We start from the raw sequence: 19497 nt of genomic DNA on the forward strand, positions 1-19497 counted from the left end.
GGGACGTCGCCGGCAGCCGGCGGAGGCGGCGGCGTGCCGGGACGGCCGTCGGCGCCGCGCATGCCGGGATGGCCCTTGCCGTCCGCGCGGCCTTCCATCTTGGCGTGGCGTTCGGCCATGCGCGCTTCGCGCTCCTTGACGATCTTGGTCACCTGGGCGCGCTGCGTGTCGTTCAGGCTATCCCATACGGCCAGCCATTGGTCGCGAACCTGCTTGGCCTGCGGCTCGAACGCGTCGCGGCGCTTTTCCGACTGGTCGATGAGGGCGCGAGGATCGAGCTTGCCGCTGTCCAGCTGCGCCTTGAGCAATTCGTGGCGCTTGCCGCCGGCGGCGCGCATGGCTTCGTGCAGGCTGCGCTGGCTGTCCTGGGCGGTCTTGAAGAGAGCCTCCTGCTTGGCGTCGAGTTTCAGCTCGGCAACCTGTGCCTTGGAGACGGGGCCCAGTCCGGGGATGAACAGGCCGTCGCGCATGCCCTTGTGGAAACCACCGCCGCGATGGCCTTCGTGCATGGCGGCCGGTCCGCCGTCAGCGGGCGGAGGCGGCGCAGCCATGGCGGAGCCAGCCGCGAAACCGCTCGACGCGGCGACGATTGCAAGGACGGCCAGATTGGAGCGGATAGCGAATCGGGACATGTAGGTCTCCTGAAAGTGAAGAAAGCGAGGCCATTGTGCGATCCCGCTGGTTTCATCCAGGTTTCGTTTGCGGCCGTCTTGTTTCAGTCGATTGCTTGCCCCGCAGACGCGAGAACGGGGCCCTCGAAGGGCCCCGTCCGCATGCTGTCCCATTCACCGCAATGGGTCGGCATCAGTAAGCTGCTGGCGACGGTCAGCCCGCGTCCCAGGCCGCCATGTATTCCTTCCAGTGCGGGGCGTCGCTAGCGCCGAGCGTATCGCGCACCAGCGCGATTTCGGCCTCGTAGGCCGTGCGGTCCAGTTCGCCACGCAGGAAACGGAACCGGCAGTAGACCAGCCACGTATTGACGACGTCGGTTTCGCAATACGCCCGCACCTCGTCGGCGCGGCCCGTGCTCCAGGCCTCCCACACCTTGCTGCCGTCCATGCCCAGCTTGCCGGGAAAGCCGCACAGCTTGGCCAGTTCATCGAGCGGCGCGTTGGCGCGGCCGTTGTACTTGGCCAGCACGTCCATCAGGTCGACGTGCCGTGTGTGGTAGCGGGAGATGTAGTTGTTGAACTTGAAGTCGCGGTCTTCTTCGCCCATGTCCCAGTAACGCGGCGCGGGCACGCCCTGGATCAGGCTGCGGTAATGCAGCACGGGCAGGTCGAAACCCGAGCCGTTCCAGCTGACCAGGCGAGGCGTGTAGCGCTCGATGGTCTTGAAAAAACCCGCGAGCAGCGCCGCTTCGGGATCGTCCGGCTGGCCCAGCGTCTTGACGCGAAACCCCTGGTCGTCGCGGAACACGCAGCCCACCACCGCGACCTTGTGCAGGTGCAAGGGCAGAAAGTCGTGCCCCACGGCTTCACGCCGCGCCGTCAACGCACGCTCGACCACTTCCTGGTCGGGCACGTCGGCGCCCCAGCCGTTGAGCTTGCGCAGCCCGTCGGCATCGGGGATGGTCTCGAGGTCGAATACCAGGGTAGGCGTCATTTGGGCGGCAGATATTGCATCGGGTCGACCGGCGTACCCTGGCGGCGGATCTCGAAGTGCAGGCGCGGCGAGGTGGTGTCGCTTTGGCCCAGCTCGGCGATCTTGGCGCCGCGCTTGACCGTCTGGCCGGTCTTCACGAGCAGCGAGCGGTTGTGCGCGTACGCCGTGATGAAGCCGTTCTGGTGTTCGACGATGATGAGGTTGCCCAGGCCGCGCACGCCGTTGCCGCTGTACTTGACCAGCCCATCGGCCGCGGCGGTGATCGGGTCGCCCAGCGCGCCGGCGATATCGATGCCCTTGCTGCTGCTGTTAAAGCCCTGCACGATCTGGCCGTTGGCCGGCCAGGCCCAGTTGATGACGCCCGCATCGGCCGCGCGCGGCGCCGGCTTGGTGTCCACGGGCGCCGGAGGCGCGGTGGGGGTGGCGTCGGGCGCGGGCGTGGTGGCCACGGGTGTTTCGGGCTGGTCCAGCGGACGCGGTTGCGGCTTGGCGCCGGAGATCGGCGCGGTTTGCGCGCCACCGGTGGCGCCGCCGGACATGCGCAGCACCTGTCCCACCGAGATCTGGTTGGGATCGCTGATGTTGTTCCAGCGCTTGATGTTTTCGATGTCGACGTTGTTGGCGCGGGCGATCTTGTAGAGCGTGTCGCCCGGCTTGACCACATAGCTGCCGGACGTCGCCGTCGGCGCGGGTTGCCCGCCGGTCATGTCGACCACGGGGGCACGAGTACCTTTGGATGCGCAGCCGGCCAGGATGGCGAGGCTGAGGACCCCCACTGCAAAGAGCGGGCGGCGCAGGCGCGTCATGGACGCGCCCAAATTCATATCGGTCAGTTGCAACTGCCCGTTGAGCATACGTTTCTCCTGTTGCTCAAGATTGTATTCCGGACCGTAGCGGCACAAAGCGCACGGCCTCTAGTTCGGTTCGTTTCCAGCTTGCCGCGCCCGTGCGTTCGATCAGAACCAGGCGCTGGTTCGAGCCCCCTTCGGGAGCGATGAGACGGCCTCCCGGAGCAAGCTGCGTCAGCAGCGCTTGCGGGATGGCCAGACCTGCGGCAGCCACAACGATAGCATCGAACGGCGCCACGCCGGGCAGCCCCAAGGTGCCGTCGCCATAGATGAGACGGATCCTTGTGGTGAGCCGCAAGGCGCGTAAATGCTCGCGCGCCAGCTCGTACAAACCGCGGATGCGTTCGATGGTGTGGACGTCGCGCACGAACTGCGCGAGCACTGCGGCCTGATACCCGCAACCGGCTCCGACCTCGAGCACACGGGTGGGCGCGCGGTCTTCGCAAGCAGCCGCGATCATACGCGCGACGACCCACGGCTGGGAAATGGTTTGCGAGTGGCCGATGGGCAAGGCCGCGTCTTCGTAGGCTCGGCTGGCAAGCGCCTCATCAACGAACAGGTGGCGCGGCACGGCGGCCATGGCGTTCAGGACGCGCTCGTCCGTGATGCCTTGGGTGCGCAGGCGCTGGACCATGGCCTGGCGCAACCGTTCGGAGTTCAGGCCCAGATTGCTGCCCGCCTGCGGCAGCGGCGCCTGCGATTGCCGGGGAAGCGCGGCAGCGGAAATTCGCGTGTTGCTGTTGGCCGGCGTGTAGCCCGGACCGAGCCGGCCGGCGTCGTGGCGGGCCGGGCTGGCGCGGCTGGCCGCGCCGGGGGTGAGGTCCGGCTGGCTTATCCGTTTGCGCATAGCGGCTCCGCCCAGGTGCGGATCTCGTCAAGCTGGCTGTGCTGCGTCAGGTCCAGGCGCAACGGCGTGACCGACACGATGCCCTGCTCGACGGCATGGAAGTCCGTGCCGGGCGTGGCGTCCGCGGCCAGGCCGACCGGTCCGATCCAATAGACCGTGTCGCCGTAGGGCGTGGTCGTGCGCACGACGGGCTGCGACGGATGCCGCTTGCCCAGCCGCGTGACCGCAAAGCCGTGCATGTCTTCGAAGCGGCGGTTGGGGATGTTGACGTTGAGCAGCACCGGCGCCGCGAGGGGCTGGGCCAGATGGCGCTCGACCACCAGGCGGGCCGCGCGCGCGGCCGATTCGATGTGCTCCCAGCCTTTTTCCGCCAGCGAGAACGCGATGGCGGGAATGCCGAACAGATAGCCTTCGCTGGCCGCGGCGACGGTGCCCGAATAGAGGGTGTCGTCGCCCATGTTGGCGCCGTTGTTGATGCCCGACACGACGAGGTCGGGACGCGCGTCCATGAGACCCGTCAGCGCGACGTGGACGCAATCGGACGGCGTGCCGTTGACCGCGATGAAGCCGTTGGAGGCGGTGCGCACCGACAGCGGCCGGTTTAGCGTGAGCGAGTTGGAGGCGCCGCTGTGGTTGGTCTCGGGGGCGACGACGGTCAAATCGCCCAGCCCTTCCAGCGCCGCCACCAGCGCCTCTAGGCCGGGGGCCGAATAGCCATCATCGTTCGAAACCAGAATTCGCATTGTGCATCCGAAAGAAAATAAAACGCGGGTGACGCTGCGGATTGTACCCGCGGTAGAATCCGCAGCCATTACTACAACAACGGACTCCCTTTCCATGGCGATAACCGAACCTTCCCTGGCGTTTTCCATTGCGCTCGTCGTGCTGGCCTACCTGATCGGCTCCGTGCCGTTCGCCGTGGTCGTCAGCAAGCTGATGGGCCTTCAGGACCCGCGCAGCTACGGGTCCAAGAACCCCGGCGCCACCAATGTGCTGCGCACCGGCAACAAGACCGCTGCCGCGCTGACGCTGCTGGGGGACGCCGCCAAGGGATGGTTTGCGATCTGGCTGGCCGAAAAGCTGGCGCCGGGCATCGGTCCCGTCGCCCTGGCCTGCGTGGCGCTGGCGGCCTTCATCGGCCACCTGTATCCGGTGTTCCTGGGGTTCAAGGGCGGCAAGGGCGTGGCCACCGCGCTGGGCGTGCTGGTGGCAATCCAGCCCTGGCTGGCCGTGGCTACCGCCGCGACCTGGCTGATCATCGCCATTTTCTTCCGGTATTCGTCGCTGGCGTCGCTGGTCGCCGCGTTTTTTGCCCCCGTGTACTACGTGTTCGGATCGGGCCTGGCCTGGCAGGCGCAGCCCGCGCTGGGCGTGGCCCTGGCGGTTATCGGCATCCTGCTGTTCTACCGCCATCGCGCCAACATTGCTCGCCTGATCCAGGGGACCGAAAGCCGCATTGGCAGCAAGAAGAAGTAATTCCCCGAACGGAAATTGATAGAACGGGCGGCCTTAGCCGCCCGTTTCATTTCAGGCGATATCGGCCAGATCCCAGCGAGGCTTGACCGTGAAGCTGTGCGCGCTGGCGTCCAGCGTCGCCAATCCGGCCTTTACCCGCTCGGCCGCCGCGAAGGCGATCATCGCGCCGTTGTCGGTGCACAGCTCCAGGGGCGGAAAGTACGCGCGCGCCTTGAGCGGCTTGAGCGCGGCATCCAGCTTGGCGCGCAGGAGCTGGTTGGCCCCCACGCCGCCGGCCACCACCAGCCGCCGCAGGCCGGTCTGCTTCAAGGCGCGGATGGACTTGGCCGCCAGCACTTCCACGATGGCCGCCTGCGTGGCGGCGGCCAGGTCCGCGCGGGTCTGTTCGTCCAGGCCGCCGTTCTGCTCGGCCGCCTTCACTCGAGTCAGGACGGCCGTTTTCAGACCGCTGAAACTGAAATCCAGGTCGCCGCTGTGCAGCATGGGCCGCGGCAGGTCAAAGCGCGACGCATCGCCGCTGGCGGCCAGCCGGGACAGCGCGGGTCCGCCCGGATAGCCCAGACCCATCAGCTTGGCGGATTTGTCGAAGGCCTCGCCCGCGGCGTCGTCCAGCGTTTCGCCCAGGAGTTCGTAGCGACCCACCCCATCGACCCGCATGAGCTGGGTATGCCCGCCGGACACCAGCAAGGCGATGAAGGGAAATTCGGGCCGGGGATCGGCCAGCATCGGCGACAGCAGATGGCCTTCGAGGTGATGGATGCCGATGGCCGGCAGGCCGCGGGACCAGGCGAACGCCTGCGCCACGCTCGCGCCGACCAGCAAGGCGCCGGCCAGGCCGGGGCCGGCCGTATAGGCCACTGCCCCGACATCGGACATCTGAATGCCCGCCTCTTCCAGCACCTGGCGGGTCAGCGGAATCACGCGCCGGATGTGGTCGCGCGAGGCAAGTTCCGGCACCACGCCCCCATATTCCTGGTGCATGGCGATCTGGGTGTGCAGCGCGTGCGCGAGCAGGCCGCGTTCCGTACAGACGGCTGCGACGCCGGTTTCGTCGCAGGAGCTTTCAAAGCCGAGAATGATCATGGCGGCAGAGTTTACAACTGATGCGAAAATACGCCTGTTCTTGAATGGGACGGGGGATGCGCCCCTGCCCGACACAACCTGAAAATCCTGCAAAAACCCTGGGGACTCGAATGCTGGAGAAGCTATTCAAGCTGCGTGAGCACGGCACGACCGCAAGAACGGAAGTCGTTGCCGGCCTGACGACATTCCTGACGATGTCGTACATCATCTTCGTCAATCCGGACATCCTGTCCTCGACCGGCATGGACCGCGACGCCGTGTTCGTGGCCACGTGCCTTGCCGCCGCGCTGGGGTCGCTGGTGATGGCGTTCATCGCCAACTGGCCGATCGGCATGGCCCCCGGCATGGGCCTGAACGCCTTTTTTGCCTTCACCGTGGTCAAGACCATGGGCTACACCTGGGAGCAGGCGCTGGGCGCCGTGTTCATCTCGGGTGTCATCTTCCTTTTCCTGACGATATCCGGCATCCGGGTCTGGCTGGTCAAGGGCATCCCGCATTCACTACGCAGCGCGATTGCCGCCGGCATCGGGTTGTTCCTGGCAATTATCGCGCTATCGAGCGCCGGGATCGTGGTCGCGCATCCGGCCACCAAGGTCACGCTGGGCAACCTCACGGCGCACGGTCCGCTCTTTGCCATCCTGGGCTTTTTCGTGATCGCATCCCTGGACGCGCTACGCGTGCGCGGCGCCATCCTGATCGGCATCATCGTCGTCACCGTGCTGTCGATGGTGCTGGGCTACAACGAGTTCAAGGGCATCTTCTCGGCGCCGCCCAGCCTGTCGCCCACGCTTTTCAAGCTGGACATCATGGGCGCCCTGCACTCCGGGTTCGTGCACGTGATCCTGGTGTTCGTGCTGGTCGAGGTGTTCGATGCGACCGGCACGCTGGTGGGCGTGGCCAAGCGCGCGGGCCTGGTGCCCGAAGACCGGCCCAACCGCCTGGGCCGCGCGCTGTTCGCGGACAGCACGGCCATCGTGGCCGGCTCGATGCTGGGGACCAGCAGCACCACGGCGTATGTCGAGAGCGCGTCCGGCGTGCAGGCTGGCGGCCGCACCGGCATGACCGCGCTGATCGTGGGCCTGCTGTTCCTGGCCGCGCTGTTCATCTCGCCGCTGGCGGGGGCCGTGCCGGCCTACGCCACCGCCCCCGCCCTGCTCTACGTCGCCGGCCTGATGATGCGCGAGCTCATCGACATCGACTGGAATGACGTCTGCGAGGCCACGCCCGCCGCGCTGACCGCGCTGGTCATGCCGTTCACGTATTCCATCGCCAACGGCATCGCCTTCGGTTTCATCAGCTACGTGGTGCTCAAGACCGCCACGGGCAAGATGCGCGACGTGCACCCGGCCACGTGGCTCGTGGCCGTGCTGTTCGTGATCCGCTACGCGTTCTTCCCGGAATAAGCGGAGTCGCTTGGCAAGGTGTCAGACACCCTGGCGGCACCTTGCCAACTTGGCGGTCACGTCTGGCAGGGGGTCAGACACCTTGAGGCCCGCTCTGGCCGGTTTTTTCATTCGGCCGCAGTCCACACCGCCAATTCGTAGCCGTCCAGATCTGTGAAATGGAAGCGGCTGCCGCCCGGAAAAGTGAATTCGTCGCGGCTGATGCGTCCGCCTGCGGTCAAAATGCGCTGCCGGATCGCGGCCAGGTCGTCGCCGTACAGGATGACAAGCGGACCGCCGGGGCGCACCGCTTCGCCGGTCGTGAAGCCGCCCGTCAGACGGCCATCGGAAAACTCGGTGTAGGCGGGACCGTAATCCGTGAAGGTCCAGCCGAAGACGTCGCCATAGAAGCGCTTGCTGCGGGCAATGTCCGCGACGTTGAACTCGATGTTGTCGATCTGATTGTTCTTGCCTCTTGCGCCCATCCGAGCCTCCCTGTGTGGCATGTGACCCAAAACGCGGCCGAAAAGCCGCGTTTTTTCTTTGGCTATTGTAGGGATCGGAAAATTCAATCAACCCGGCCAAGGGCATGGTTGCTGGCAGGCGCCGTTGAATTCGCCGATACACTCCCCATGTAGATCAGCATATGGAGTTCATTTTGCGCCCTTCCCCCTTCCCCGCGCTGCACGCCTGTATTGACTCGGCAAAGGCGCCCGCATGAGCGCCCTGGCAAACGTCCCCTTTTCCGTGTTGGACCTGGCCCCGATTGTGCAGGGCCGCGATGCCGCGGACGCCTTCCGCAATACGGTTGCGCTGGCGCAGCATGTCGAGCAACTGGGCTACAACCGTTTCTGGCTTGCCGAGCACCACAACATCAACGGCGTGGCCAGCAGCGCCACGGCCGTCCTGATCGGACACGTGGCCGGCCACACCCGCACGCTGCGCGTCGGTTCGGGCGGCGTCATGCTGCCCAACCACGCGCCGCTGATCATCGCCGAACAATTCGGCACGCTTGAAACCCTGTACCCCGGACGCATCGACCTGGGTCTGGGCCGCGCGCCCGGCAGCGATGGCGCCACGCAGCAGGCGCTGCGCCGCAGCCCGCGCAGCGGACTGGAGTTTCCCGCGCTGGTCGAGGAACTGCGCGCATTCCTTGCGCCTTCGCGGCCCGGCCAGCCCGTGCGTGCGATTCCCGGCGAAGGCCTGGACATCCCGATCTGGTTGCTCGGGTCGAGCGACTTCAGCGCGCGCATGGCGGCCGAGCTGGGTCTGCCCTTCTCTTTCGCGGGCCATTTCTCGCCGGAAGGCATGGCCGCAATGCGCTTGTACCGTCACTTGTTCAAGCCTTCCAAGACGCTGTCGCGCCCTTACGCCATGATCGGCGTGCCGGTCATTGCCGCGGAATCCGATGAAGCCGCCCGCTTCCAGTCCACCACGCAGCAATTGAAGTTCCTGTCGCTGGTGCGGGGCCATCGTCTGCAGTTGCAGCCGCCGGTCGAAAGCATGGACGGGTTGTGGAACGAATGGGAGCGTGAAGCGGTCAATCAAAGATTGGGCGCTGCGATCGTGGGCGGCCCGGACACCGTCAAGCGCAAACTCGAAGCGCTGGTCGCGGAAACGCAAGCCGACGAGGTAATGATCGTGTCCGACTTCTACGACATCGCAGATCGCCTGCGCTCGTTCGAGATCGTCGCGTCGTTGAAAAACGGCGCGGGCGTTTCGACTCAATCCGCGGCCTGAGGGCCGCAAACCGCGCTTTGCACAGCGCCAACCATTGCGACGCAGCCTTCACCGGTTCTACTATTGCCTATCAAGCACCTGGCAACTACGCGTCGCCGCAATACGCCGGGACGGAAACCCGGCGTTTTCAGCCACTGCTTTTCGCCGCCCCGCGGCAAGGATTCCACATGAGTATTGTTGAACTCACCAAAGACAGCTTCCAGGAAGCCATCACGCCCGACGGCACCCTGATCGTCGATTTCTGGGCGCCCTGGTGCGGCCCGTGCCGCGGCTTTGCCCCGGTCTTCGAACAGGCAGCCACCGAGCATCCGGACGTCACGTTCGCCAAGGTGAACACCGATGTGGAGCAGGAACTGGCCGGCGCGCTGGGCATCCGCTCGATTCCCACGCTGATGGTCTTCCGCGAAAAGGTCCTGCTGTTCTCGCAACCGGGCGCCTTGTCCGGCGGCCAGCTCAATGAGCTGCTCGCAAAGATCAAGGAAGTGGACATGGAAAAGGTCCATCAAGAAATCGCCGCGGCGCAAGACAGCCAGGACGCGTAAACACCAAGGGGCCCTCACCGGGCCCCTTCCTTTTGCACTAGGGCAGTGCAGCCCCACCGTTGCGCAAGCCGTGGCGCATCCCGGCCTGCGCTCACGCGCGCGGCTGGGCTAGGACACCACCTCCCACCCGGACCGGCCACGCGTGATGTTGGCCGCGGTGACTTCCAGGTCCGGCAGGGCCGCGCGCGGCACCGTGAACGTGAGCACGACGCCATCGGCGTTGTAATCTTCCTGCCCGATGGCGGCGCCTGCCTGCGCCAGCCGCGATTTCAGCAGCGCCATGTCCGCAAAGCCGCAGGCACAGCGCACGGTCGCAAGATCGACGATCTCGGTGCGCTCTCCCAACCGCAGGCAATTGGCCGCGCATCCGCCGTAAGCCCGCACCAGTCCGCCCGCACCGAGCTTGATCCCGCCATACCAGCGGACCACCAGCACCGCGACACGATCCATGTCCTGGCCTTCGATGGCCTGCAGGATCGGCCGGCCGGCCGTGCCGCCGGGCTCGCCATCGTCATTGAAGCGGTATTCCTGACCGATGCGGTACGCCCAGCAGTTGTGTGTGGCCTCGGGATCGCTATGCTCGGCAAAGAAGCGCATGGCGTCGTCGATCGTGGCGACCGGCGCGGCATACGCGGCAAAGCGGCTTTTCTTGATGTCTTCCTGGTAGGTGCAGGGAGCGGTCAACGTGTGCGTCATGCCCGGCATTGTAAGTGCGCGGATCGCGTGTCCGCAGCCCGGGCGGCGTGGCCGCGCGCAGAGGCCACGAGGCGGCATCAGCCGTGGCAGTCGGGGACTTCCTGATCCAGATAGACGTCGAAGGCGACGTCGCGCGCCCATTTCGTGGTCATGGCCTTCCACGCGCCGGCGCGGTCCCAGGCGCGCATCTCCTGGCCGAGCCAGGCCCGCGAGGCTTCGTCCCGCGCAGGCACAAGCCACACGCGCTCGTGGCGGGCGCCATCCGCGGCAAGCGTCGAGGAGAATTTCTTCCATTCCGGAAAGCGCATGAGGGGCTCCCACACGGCGTCGTCGACCAGGCCGATGTCGCACTCGCCTTCGCGCACGGCGACGAGCGCGTCCGAGGGCACGCGATAGGTCTTGACGGCCGCGCCCCAGCTTTGCGCCAAGGCTTTGGCCTGCGTGGCCGCTTCTGCCATGCACACGCTGCGGCCCTGCACGTCGGCGGGCTTGCGCAGCCGCGTATCGCTGCGGATCACCGCCTTGGGCCGCGCGGCATAGCCGGTGGCTTGCACCGCGACGGTCTGCGGCTGTCCGTCGGCATTGTCGGCCAGCACCAGATCCACTTCGCCGGCGGCGAGCGCGCGGGCGGCGTCGCGCGCCGAGACCTGCACCAGACGCACGGGCAGTTTCAGGCTTGCGCCCAGCTTTTCGGTGATGGCCGCATCCAGCCCTTCCGGCGTGCGGATCTTGGCGCCCGCGGCGGGCGGCGGGGCCAGGTACGGCACGCCCACGACCAGTTCGCCGCGCGTGCTGGCGGCTGCGAAGACCTTGGGCTGAACCGCGGGCTGCACCGCGGGCTGGGCCTGCGCCAAGCCTGCGGCCAGCAGGCCGGCGGCAAGGACGAGTGGACGGATGCTGGACAACATGACGGGCTTTGCGACCTTAGACGTACTGGTAACGCAGCAGGCGATGCTTGAGGTTTTCAAGCACGAACTGGTCGATCAGGGCGGCCAGCACGGCGATGACGAGGATGTTGGTCATGACCCCCGTCATGTCGGCGATTTCGCCCGAATAAGCCAGCGACCGGCCCAGCCCCTTGCCGAAGCCGATCAGCATTTCAGCCGAGATCAACGCCCGCCAGGCATTGCCGAAAGCCAGTTGCGCGCCGGTGATGAGTTCGGGCATGACCGCAGGCAGATACACCCGCTTGACCAGCCCCCAGCGGGTCGCGCCCATGACGCGCGCCGCCGACACGTGCACGCGCTGCACGGATTCGGTGGCGTTCATCACGCTGAGCGCGGCCGGGAAAAACGCCGACAGCGCCACGACCACGATGATGGGCGTATTGCCAAAGCCCATCACGATGAGAAACAGCGGCACCCACGCGATGGACGGGATCGACTGCAGGATGACGATGGCGCTGCGCAGGACTTCGCGAAAGAAGAACAGCACGGCCGCCACGAGGCCGAAGCCGACACCGGCGGCCAGCGCCAGCCCGTAGCCCGCGCCCAGCCGTCCCAGCGTGCCCATGAGGCTTTGGTGGAACGACTGCTTGCCCAGGTCTTCGAACAGACGTTCGACCACGGCGGGCACGCCCGGCATCAGGAAGTCGGGCAGCGCGAAGGCCGCCAATTGCCAGAGGGCCAGAATGAACAGGACGCCTAAAACGCCCGCAATATGCTTGCGGGCGCCGGTCACTCGGGTAGACGCGCTCAAAGCTTGCGAGCCTCTTGCCAGGACAGGTCGACGATGCTGGAGACGTCGTACGGCTTGCCGTCGCGCGTCTTGAGCGATCCCTGGGCTTGCAGGATGTCAGCGATTTCCTGCATGCGCGCCGTGTCTTTCTCGGTCAGCTTGGGCGTGAACACCTGCGTGCTGATGGCTTCGGAAATGACCGTTTCGCGCGGCAGCTCGCCACGGTTCAGCGTCTTGAGCGTGGGCTCTGCAATGAAGTAGGACGCGATCAGCTTGGAAGCCTGCGCGGGTTCCTTCTGCAGCAGCGTGATGGCCTGGTTCTGCGCGTCCAGCGCCTTCCAGACGTCGTCCTTGCGCTTGGCCAGCGTTTCGCCCGACGTGATCACGACCATGCACGGGAACGGCCACGCCTCGCCCACTTCATAGATCTGCTTGACCGGCGCAATCAGCTGCGCGATGCGGTCGTAGGGTTCGAAAAGGAAGGCGGCGTCCACGCGCTTGCCCACCAGCGACTGCACGGCCACGGCCGGGCTCACGCCCATGACGTTGACGTCGTCGGCCGTCAGGTTGCCCGACTTGAGCACGACGCCCTTGAGCACCACGTCAGCGGTGCTGCCTTCGGCCTGCGAGGCCAGCGTCTTGCCCTTCAGGCCCGCGATGTCCTTGATGCCCGAATCGTCGCGCACGATCAGCGAGTGATAACCCTGCTGCGCGCCGCCCACCACCTTCAGGTCCGCGCCCTTGGAGGCCCAGGCGACCGCGTTGGTAAAGCCCAGCACGCCGATGTCGAGCTGGCCGCCGACGATGGCCTTGATGAGGTCGGTGCCCGATTTGAATTCGATGAGTTCGGAATCCAGGCCGGCCTTTTTGTAATAGCCGCCCTCTTGCGCGACGATGGCCTGCGCGTCATCCATCACGCGCAGGTAACCCACGCGGAACTTCTCGGCGGCCATCGCGGGGGCAGCCGCCAGCAGCGCCGCGGCCAGCGGCAGGGACAACCATTGCTTCAGTTTCATCAGGAGCTCCAGGAAATTCAGGAAGCGGCCGCGCCCGGGCGTGGCCGCAGGATATTGGTATGAAGGATCAAGCCGCCAGCGCGATGTCCGAGTGCGCGTCCGCGCCACCGACCCCGATGCCCAAGAGGCGCAGGATCTCGCGCTTTTCAGCAGCCAGGAAGGACAGGTCGTGCGTCTTGGCGCGATGCGCCAGGTTGAATTCGCGCAGCACCCGCGCCGGGCGCGGGCTGAAGACGACGATTCGGTCGGCCAGGAACAGGGCTTCGTCGACATCGTGGGTCACCAGCAGCACGGTGGGCTTTTCCTGCGCGATGAGCTGGCGCAGCACATCCTGCAGGGCCAGACGGGTCAGCGCGTCCAGCGCGCCGAAGGGTTCATCCATCAGCATGGTCTGCGGTTGCGCGATGAACGCGCGGGCCAGCGCGGCGCGCTGGCGCATGCCGCCGGACACCTGATGGGGATAGTAGTGTTCGAAGCCCGCCAGGCTGACGCGCGCCAGCCACTCGCGCGCAGCCTCGCGGGCGCGCTTCTTGGGTGTGTTCTGGAATTCCAGCGCCAGCGACACGTTGTCTTCCAGGGTCAGCCAGGGATAGAGGGCGTGTTCCTGGAACACCAGCGTGCGGCTGGGATGGGGGCCGGCGACCTTGTTGCCGTCGGCCAGCACGCTGCCCTGCGTGGGCACTTCCAGCCCTGCCGCCAGATGCAGCAAGGTGGACTTGCCGCAACCGGACGGGCCAACCAGCGCGACCAGCTCGCCGGTCTTGAATTCACTGGTGAAGCCGTCGACGACGGGCAAGTCGCCGAACTGCTTGTGGACGTTGTCGAAAATAAGGTTCATGGACGAATCGTCAGGGCGCGAGAAAACGAGCCTCAAATCTAACAATTCGTTATATGAATCCAAACGATCAATATCGAATGTCTTAACTTCTTCCAGTAATAACGATCAGGCTGACGAGGCCGTCGCCTCTGCACGCGTGGCGGCCCGTTGCAATCCGAACGCAATCAGCAAGCCCATCGTGACCGACAGGGAGGCCGCCAGGAAGATCGCCGGATAGCCGAATCCGCTGGAGATGTAGCCGGCGATGGGACCGGTCACGCCCAGGGCGAGATCCAGGAAGGCCGAATAGGCGCCCAATGCGGCGCCGCGGCTGCCGGCCGGCACGCGCGCCACGGCTTCGACGCCGATGGCCGGAAACACCAGCGCAAAGCCGCTGCCGGTAAGCGCGGCGCCCAGCAGCGCCATGCCTGGGTTGGGCGCCAGCCACAGCAGCAACAGTCCGGCGGCCTCCACCACGAACGATACCTGCGCGACCCGGAAGCCGCCAAAACGGGTGATCGTGCCGGCAAACAGCAGCCGCACACCGATGAAGGCGCCGCCGAACGCGCTGAGCGCATTCGCGGCGCCCTCCCAGGAGGCGCTGGCGTAATACAGGGCGACGAATGCCGCCAACGTGCCAAAGCCCACCGACCCCAGTCCCAGCGCCATGCCGTGCGGAAACACCCGCAGCACCACGCTCTTGAAGGCCATCCGGTGGCCGCCCACGATGGCGACGGCGGGACGCACCATGGCCAAGCCCAAACCCGCCAGCCCCAACAGCAGCACCGCGCCGCCCAGCGCGCCCATGCTCCAGTGCTTTTCAAGCTGCACGCCGAGCGGCGCGCCGAGCGCCAGCGCACCATAGGTGGCGATGCCATTCCACGAGATGACGCGTGCCGTGTGCAGCGGTCCTACCCGCGCAATGGCCCAGGTGGCCGAACCGGTGCCCACCCAGCTCTCGCCGAAGCCCAGCGCCAGACGGCTCAGGATGATGGCCGCCAGACTCAGCCAGGCGGTGCGCTCGAAGGCATAAGCCAGCAGCAGGAAGACGCCACTGATCGCGCAGGCGGCCATGCCGATGACGACGGTCTGCTTGGGGCCCACCATGTCGGCCATCCGGCCAGCGTGCGAGCGGCTGAGCAAGGTCGCCACGTACTGCACGCTGATCGCCAGGCCCGCCAGCACGGAGCCATAACCCAGGTCGCCGTGCACGTAGCCCGGCAGCACGGCCAGCGGCAGGCCGATGGCCAGATAGCAGATGAAGGTGAAGAAGGCGATGGCTACGATGCGGGCCGTCAGGGTGAACGTGCCGATCTGCGCGCCATCGGGCGCGGCATGCTTAGAGGGAGACATTTGGGGACAAAGGCAGGCCTGGCCGGACAGGCGCCAGGATCGGGGCGGATGATAGCGCAGCGCGGTTTGCGGCCGGCTGAATGCGCGCGCCGCGGCTGGCGCGCTGGGCCGCAGGCCAGAAGGCAGGCGGGCTCAAATGCAGAAGCGGCGCACGAGTCCGTGCGCCGCTTCTGGCGAACCGTCCGGGAATCAGGCCTCGATGCCGCGCGAGGACAGGTAGTCTTCGTAGCCGCCGCGGTAGTCGACGATCTCGCCCGAAGGCAGGATCTCGATCACGCGCGTGGCCAGGCCCGACACGAATTCGCGGTCATGCGACACGAACACCAGCGTGCCTTCGTACTTTTCCAGCGCGAACTGCAGCGATTCGATCGATTCCATGTCCAGGTGGTTGGTCGGCTCGTCGAGCAGCATGACGTTGTGCCGGCCAAGCATCAGGCGGCCGAAGGTCATGCGGTTCTTTTCGCCGCCGGACAGCACCTTGGGCGCCTTGGGCAGGTCGTCCGCCGAGAACAGCAGGCGGCCCAGCACCGAACGGATCGACTGGTCGTCGTCGCCCGGCTGGCGGTGGTCGCCCATCCAGTCCAGCAGGTTGATGTCGGTCTGCAGGAACTGATCGGAAACGTCCTGGGCCATGTAGCCGAGGTCGGCATTGTCCGACCATTTGACCGTGCCCGAATCGGGCTGCAGGTCCTGCGCCAGCAGACGCAGCAGCGTGGTCTTGCCCACGCCGTTGGCGCCGATGATCGCGATCTTCTCGCCGGCGTCGACCATGGCCGAGAACTTGGTGATGACCGGCGCGTCGTAGGCCTTGGTCAGGTTTTCGACGGTGACGGCCAGGCGGTGCATGACCTTGTTCTGCTCGAAGCGGATGTACGGATTCTGGCGCGACGAGGGCTTGACCACGACCTGATCGGCCTTGATGCGGTCGATCTGCTTCAGGCGCGACGTGGCCTGGCGCGACTTGGACTTGTTGGCCGCAAAGCGGCGCACGAAGTCCTGCAATTCAGCGACGCGTTCCTTGGCCTTGGCGTTGTTGGCGACCAGGCGCTCGCGGGCCTGGGTGGAGGCCAGCATGTAGTCGTCGTAGTTGCCGGCGTAGATGCGGATTTCACCGTAGTCGACGTCGGCCATGTGCGTGCACACCTGGTTCAGGAAGTGACGATCGTGGCTGATGATGATCATCGTGCTCTGGTAGCCGTTGAGCACGTTTTCCAGCCAGCGGATCGTGTTGATGTCCAGGTTGTTGGTGGGTTCGTCCAGCAGCAGGACGTCCGGATTCGAGAACAGCGCCTGCGCCAGCAGCACGCGCAGCTTCCAGCCCGGCGCCACTTCGCGCATCGGCAGGTTGTGCTGGTCGACGGCGATTTCCAGGCCCAGCAGCAGTTCGCCTGCGCGGGCTTCGGCGGTGTAGCCGTCGTACTCGGCGAACTTGGCTTCCAGGTCGGCCGCGCGCATGTAGTCGTCTTCGGTCGCCTCCGGGTTCGCGTAGATCGCGTCGCGCTCGGACATGGCCTGCCACATTTCGGTGTGGCCCATCATCACCACATCAAGCACGCGCACGTCTTCGAAGGCGAACTGGTCCTGGCGCAGCTTGCCCAGGCGCACGCCCGGCTCAAGCGCGACGTTGCCGCCGGAGGGTTCGAGATCGCCGCCGATGATCTTCATGAACGTAGACTTGCCGGACCCATTGGCCCCGATCAGCCCGTAACGGTTGCCTTCCCCGAACTTGACGCTGACGTTCTCGAAAAGGGGCTTGGGACCGAACTGGATGGTGAGATTGGCGGTGGATATCACGGTGTATGTACGTTTGAAGGCGCCCGAAGGCGCATGCGGGAAAACCTGCTAGTGTAGCAAACGTGGTGCGGCCCCTATTTGGGACTTCGGTTGCGACCGAAGGCGGCCGCCGGAGCGCCGGCCGCCGGATCGCGCTTTAGTGATGGTGTTCGTCCAGCACCAGGTGAGCCAGGCCCTTCTCGGTGGCGATCCCGACCTTCTGGCCGATCGGCAACGTGGCCTTGGTGGCGACGTGTCCATACGGCAGCCCGGTAATCACCGGCACCTTGACCGTCTTGCGCAGCCAGGCCACAACCTCGTGCAGATCGTACCCCTTGTCGTGCGGAGCCAGCTTGTATTCGGTAAAACGGCCCAGCACGATCGCCTTCTGGCGCGCCAGGATGCCGGCCTGCCACAGCTGGATCAGCATGCGTTCGACACGGTACGGATGCTCGGCCACGTCTTCAAGGAACAGGATGCCGCCGCGGATCTTCGGCATGTAGGGCGTGCCCAGCAGCGACGTCAGCATGGCCAGGTTGCCGCCCCACAGGATGCCGCGCGCGTCCACCGGGTCGGCGTCCTGTGTTTCGAAGCTGAGGATCTCCAACTCGCCGCGCATCAGTTCGCCGAACAGCGCCTCGGTCAGATCATCGACCTTCTTGCCGCCGAAGTCCTGGACCGCGGTGGCGCCGGTGTAGCTGACTGCCCCGGTCTGCGCCAGGAGGCCCAGGTTGAAGGCGGTGAAATCGCTCATGCCGACAAAACGCTTGCCGCTGTCGGCCATCGCCTTCCAGTCGATGGCGTGCAGCAGCCGGCCCAGGCCGTAACCGCCGCGGGTCACCATGACGATCGGCAGCTTCTGCTTGGCCGCGCGCGTCAGGCTGGCCAGCCGCTGCGCGTCGGTGCCGGCAAACCGCTGATGTTCGGCCAGCGCCGTGCGGTCCAGCGCTGTCTTGAAGCCCTGCTGCTCCAGCCGTTCGCGCGCCAGCGTCACGGTGGCGGGATCGCGCACGGCGGACGACGGGGAAATCAGGTAGATGCCGCGGGCGTCCGGCTGCGGGCCGTGATGGTGGTCGTGGTCGTGATCATGGCCGCATGCGTCGCCGCAGTCCGGGCCGTGATCGTGCGGATGATCGTGGGCCGCGCGGACATCGGCCTTTGCGCGGCGCGCCTTGGTGGTGGGCTTGGCGGCAGGCTTGGCGGCTTTGGGGGTACTCATGCGATGGATTCCTTGGCGCGGCGTTCGCGGAAGAACCGGCGCAGCAGATCGCCGCAGGGTTCGGCCAGCACGCCGCCGGTGACTGAAGTGTGATGATTGAGCTTGGGCACGGATCCGACGTCCAGCACGCTGCCGCAGGCGCCGGTCTTGGGATCGTAGGCGCCGAACACGACACGGGCCAGGCGCGCGTGCAGCATGGCGCCGATGCACATGACGCAGGGCTCGAGCGTGACGTAGACGGTGATGCCGGGCAGCCGGTAGTTTTCAAGCTGGCGGGCGGCGCCGCGCAAGGCGACGATCTCGGCGTGCGCGGTCGGGTCGTGGTCGATGATGGTGCGGTTGTAGCCGCGCCCCAGGATGTCGCCCTGGGCAGAGACGACCAGCGCGCCCACCGGCACCTCGCCGATGTCGTACGCCGCCTGGGCCTGTTCCAGGGCCAGGGTCATGAATCGGGCGTCCTGCTCGGTCCAGGGCGGGACCACCGCGGGCGCGGCCAGCATGGCCGGGTCAGCCACGGTACACCCGCGACTTCAGCGCAATGCGGCCGGCCAGGCTGGTGACGGCCTCTTCGAGCCACTGATAGAGCTCGGCCTGCTCGTCGTAGCGGGCCTGGTTCAGGTTGGACACGCGCCCTTCCTCGATGAAGCCCCAGGCGCGGCTGCGCTTGTCGCGGTGCTTGGGGTCCCAGACCCCGAAAGCGAAGCCGCCGGCGCGGCGGATCAGCGAAAAGCACGGAATGTCCGTGTAGCCATCGCCCACGAAGACCATCTGGTCGAACGGGATGCGCAGCCTGTCCTCGGGAACCTTGCGGTTGACCTCGAACGGCTTGTTGCGGAAATCGCGGCCGATAATGCCCTTCTGGATATGGAAAAGGTAGCGGGTCTTGTCGGTGAAACTGACGACGCGCCGCGGGAACGCAATGCCGCCGTCGTCGCCATAGACGAATTCCGAGGCCCAGATCTCGGTGAACTCATGCGCGATGGGCGTGGCGCGCACCACGTCGCCGATGCCGCTGGAAATCAGGTAGAACTCGAGTTGCACCTGCGGATGCTCGGCGCGCACCGCCGCGCGCAGCCGCTGGAACAGCGTGGATACGCCGTCGTGCAGATCGAGGCGCGCGCCCCAGTCTTTCAGGCGCTGCTGCGTGATGAGCCCGTGCCGTCCCTGGCGGGACAGTTCGATCATCTTGTAGAGATAGGCGGGGACGGGATCCCAGTCCTGCTGGAACAGCAAGGGATCGACCTCTTCCTTCCAGAACGAGGCCGTGTCCACGCCGATGCTGTCCAGAAAGCCGGACGTGCTGTCCGAAGCCAGCGTGTCGTCGAAGTCGAAAATCAGGGCGATGACGTCGGACATGAATATGCGTGAGAAAAGGCGACAGCCGCCATTTTGCCTGATTGCGGCAGCGGCTGCGCCCTCACGC

The 19497-nt window shown here is 66.2% G+C and carries 21 protein-coding genes; 4 read left to right on the forward strand and 17 right to left on the reverse strand.

Translation table 11 applies throughout. The features are described 5' to 3' along the window. From HV786_RS25015 to surE, 5 genes are all read right to left on the reverse strand, one after another. A partial coding sequence (locus HV786_RS25015) for a hypothetical protein (RefSeq protein WP_254599515.1) occupies positions 1-632 on the reverse strand: 632 nt, incomplete at its 3' end. Positions 633-825: 193 nt separating this feature from the next. Continuing rightward, the gene (locus HV786_RS25020; RefSeq protein ID WP_056317371.1) at positions 826-1605 is read right to left on the reverse strand and encodes a 3'-5' exonuclease; all 780 of its coding nucleotides are present in this window, start codon (positions 1603-1605) and stop codon (positions 826-828) included. Continuing rightward, positions 1602-2459, reverse strand: a complete 858-nt coding sequence (locus HV786_RS25025) for a peptidoglycan DD-metalloendopeptidase family protein (protein ID WP_175211984.1) — start codon at positions 2457-2459, stop codon at positions 1602-1604. Before HV786_RS25025 ends, HV786_RS25020 begins: the two co-directional genes overlap by 4 nt. Positions 2460-2475: 16 nt before the next feature. Further along, positions 2476-3300, reverse strand: coding sequence for a protein-L-isoaspartate(D-aspartate) O-methyltransferase (locus HV786_RS25030; protein WP_175211985.1), 825 nt, complete (start codon positions 3298-3300; stop codon positions 2476-2478). Beyond that, positions 3285-4043 (reverse strand): 5'/3'-nucleotidase SurE, encoded by a 759-nt coding sequence (gene surE / locus HV786_RS25035; protein WP_062841180.1) that lies wholly within the window; start codon positions 4041-4043, stop codon positions 3285-3287. The genes HV786_RS25030 and surE overlap by 16 nt, the downstream gene beginning before the upstream one ends. A 94-nt stretch (positions 4044-4137) precedes the next feature. Between surE and plsY the strand changes: the two genes are divergently transcribed. Next, positions 4138-4776: a glycerol-3-phosphate 1-O-acyltransferase PlsY gene (gene plsY / locus HV786_RS25040; RefSeq protein ID WP_128829437.1), complete on the forward strand. Its 639-nt coding sequence runs from the start codon at positions 4138-4140 to the stop codon at positions 4774-4776. A gap of 51 nt (positions 4777-4827) precedes the next feature. Here plsY and tsaD read toward each other — a convergent pair whose 3' ends face one another. Further along, positions 4828-5859 carry a tRNA (adenosine(37)-N6)-threonylcarbamoyltransferase complex transferase subunit TsaD gene (tsaD, locus tag HV786_RS25045; protein ID WP_128829438.1) on the reverse strand — a complete coding sequence of 344 codons (1032 nt, stop codon included), beginning with the start codon at positions 5857-5859 and terminating at the stop codon, positions 4828-4830. Between the two features lie 110 nt (positions 5860-5969). Between tsaD and HV786_RS25050 the strand changes: the two genes are divergently transcribed. Beyond that, positions 5970-7262, forward strand: a complete 1293-nt coding sequence (locus HV786_RS25050; protein ID WP_128829439.1) for an NCS2 family permease — start codon at positions 5970-5972, stop codon at positions 7260-7262. Positions 7263-7369: 107 nt separating this feature from the next. Here HV786_RS25050 and HV786_RS25055 read toward each other — a convergent pair whose 3' ends face one another. Continuing rightward, positions 7370-7726: a VOC family protein gene (locus tag HV786_RS25055; protein ID WP_128829440.1), complete on the reverse strand. Its 357-nt coding sequence runs from the start codon at positions 7724-7726 to the stop codon at positions 7370-7372. A gap of 232 nt (positions 7727-7958) precedes the next feature. Between HV786_RS25055 and HV786_RS25060 the strand changes: the two genes are divergently transcribed. Both HV786_RS25060 and HV786_RS25065 read left to right on the forward strand, forming a co-directional pair. Beyond that, a complete protein-coding gene (locus tag HV786_RS25060; protein ID WP_062841184.1) occupies positions 7959-8981 on the forward strand; it encodes an LLM class flavin-dependent oxidoreductase in 1023 nt (340 codons plus the stop codon). Positions 8982-9148: 167 nt separating this feature from the next. Continuing rightward, entirely contained in the window at positions 9149-9523 is a 375-nt protein-coding gene (locus tag HV786_RS25065; RefSeq protein ID WP_006388150.1) for a thioredoxin family protein, read from the forward strand. Between the two features lie 108 nt (positions 9524-9631). Here the strand turns inward: HV786_RS25065 and HV786_RS25070 are convergent, their stop codons facing one another. The 10 genes from HV786_RS25070 to HV786_RS25115 form a co-directional block, all read right to left on the reverse strand. Further along, positions 9632-10219, reverse strand: coding sequence for an IMPACT family protein (locus HV786_RS25070; protein WP_128829441.1), 588 nt, complete (start codon positions 10217-10219; stop codon positions 9632-9634). 77 nt (positions 10220-10296) lie between these two features. Beyond that, positions 10297-11127: a transporter substrate-binding domain-containing protein gene (locus HV786_RS25075; RefSeq protein WP_175211986.1), complete on the reverse strand. Its 831-nt coding sequence runs from the start codon at positions 11125-11127 to the stop codon at positions 10297-10299. Between the two features lie 16 nt (positions 11128-11143). Beyond that, complete coding sequence (locus HV786_RS25080; protein ID WP_076521076.1) at positions 11144-11917, reverse strand: ABC transporter permease; 774 nt, start codon at positions 11915-11917, stop codon at positions 11144-11146. Continuing rightward, on the reverse strand, positions 11914-12912 hold the full coding sequence (locus HV786_RS25085; protein WP_056317339.1) for an ABC transporter substrate-binding protein: 999 nt from the start codon (positions 12910-12912) through the stop codon (positions 11914-11916). Before HV786_RS25085 ends, HV786_RS25080 begins: the two co-directional genes overlap by 4 nt. Before the next feature lie 67 nt (positions 12913-12979). Further along, on the reverse strand, positions 12980-13750 hold the full coding sequence (locus HV786_RS25090; RefSeq protein ID WP_128829443.1) for an ABC transporter ATP-binding protein: 771 nt from the start codon (positions 13748-13750) through the stop codon (positions 12980-12982). A 105-nt stretch (positions 13751-13855) separates the two neighbouring features. Then, complete coding sequence (locus tag HV786_RS25095) at positions 13856-15082, reverse strand: MFS transporter (RefSeq protein WP_175211987.1); 1227 nt, start codon at positions 15080-15082, stop codon at positions 13856-13858. 189 nt (positions 15083-15271) lie between these two features. Beyond that, positions 15272-16876 (reverse strand): ABC-F family ATPase, encoded by a 1605-nt coding sequence (locus HV786_RS25100; RefSeq protein WP_056318719.1) that lies wholly within the window; start codon positions 16874-16876, stop codon positions 15272-15274. 136 nt (positions 16877-17012) lie between these two features. Beyond that, complete coding sequence (locus tag HV786_RS25105; protein WP_128829444.1) at positions 17013-18074, reverse strand: LD-carboxypeptidase; 1062 nt, start codon at positions 18072-18074, stop codon at positions 17013-17015. After that, positions 18071-18574 carry a tRNA adenosine(34) deaminase TadA gene (tadA, locus tag HV786_RS25110; protein WP_128829497.1) on the reverse strand — a complete coding sequence of 168 codons (504 nt, stop codon included), beginning with the start codon at positions 18572-18574 and terminating at the stop codon, positions 18071-18073. The genes HV786_RS25105 and tadA overlap by 4 nt, the downstream gene beginning before the upstream one ends. Positions 18575-18581: 7 nt before the next feature. After that, positions 18582-19430: an HAD family hydrolase gene (locus HV786_RS25115; protein WP_128829445.1), complete on the reverse strand. Its 849-nt coding sequence runs from the start codon at positions 19428-19430 to the stop codon at positions 18582-18584. Positions 19431-19497 lie beyond the last annotated feature (67 nt).

Origin of the sequence: Achromobacter mucicolens (assembly GCF_902859725.1) — a bacterium.
In the GTDB taxonomy this organism is placed as follows: Bacteria; Pseudomonadota; Gammaproteobacteria; order Burkholderiales; family Burkholderiaceae_B; genus Achromobacter; species Achromobacter mucicolens.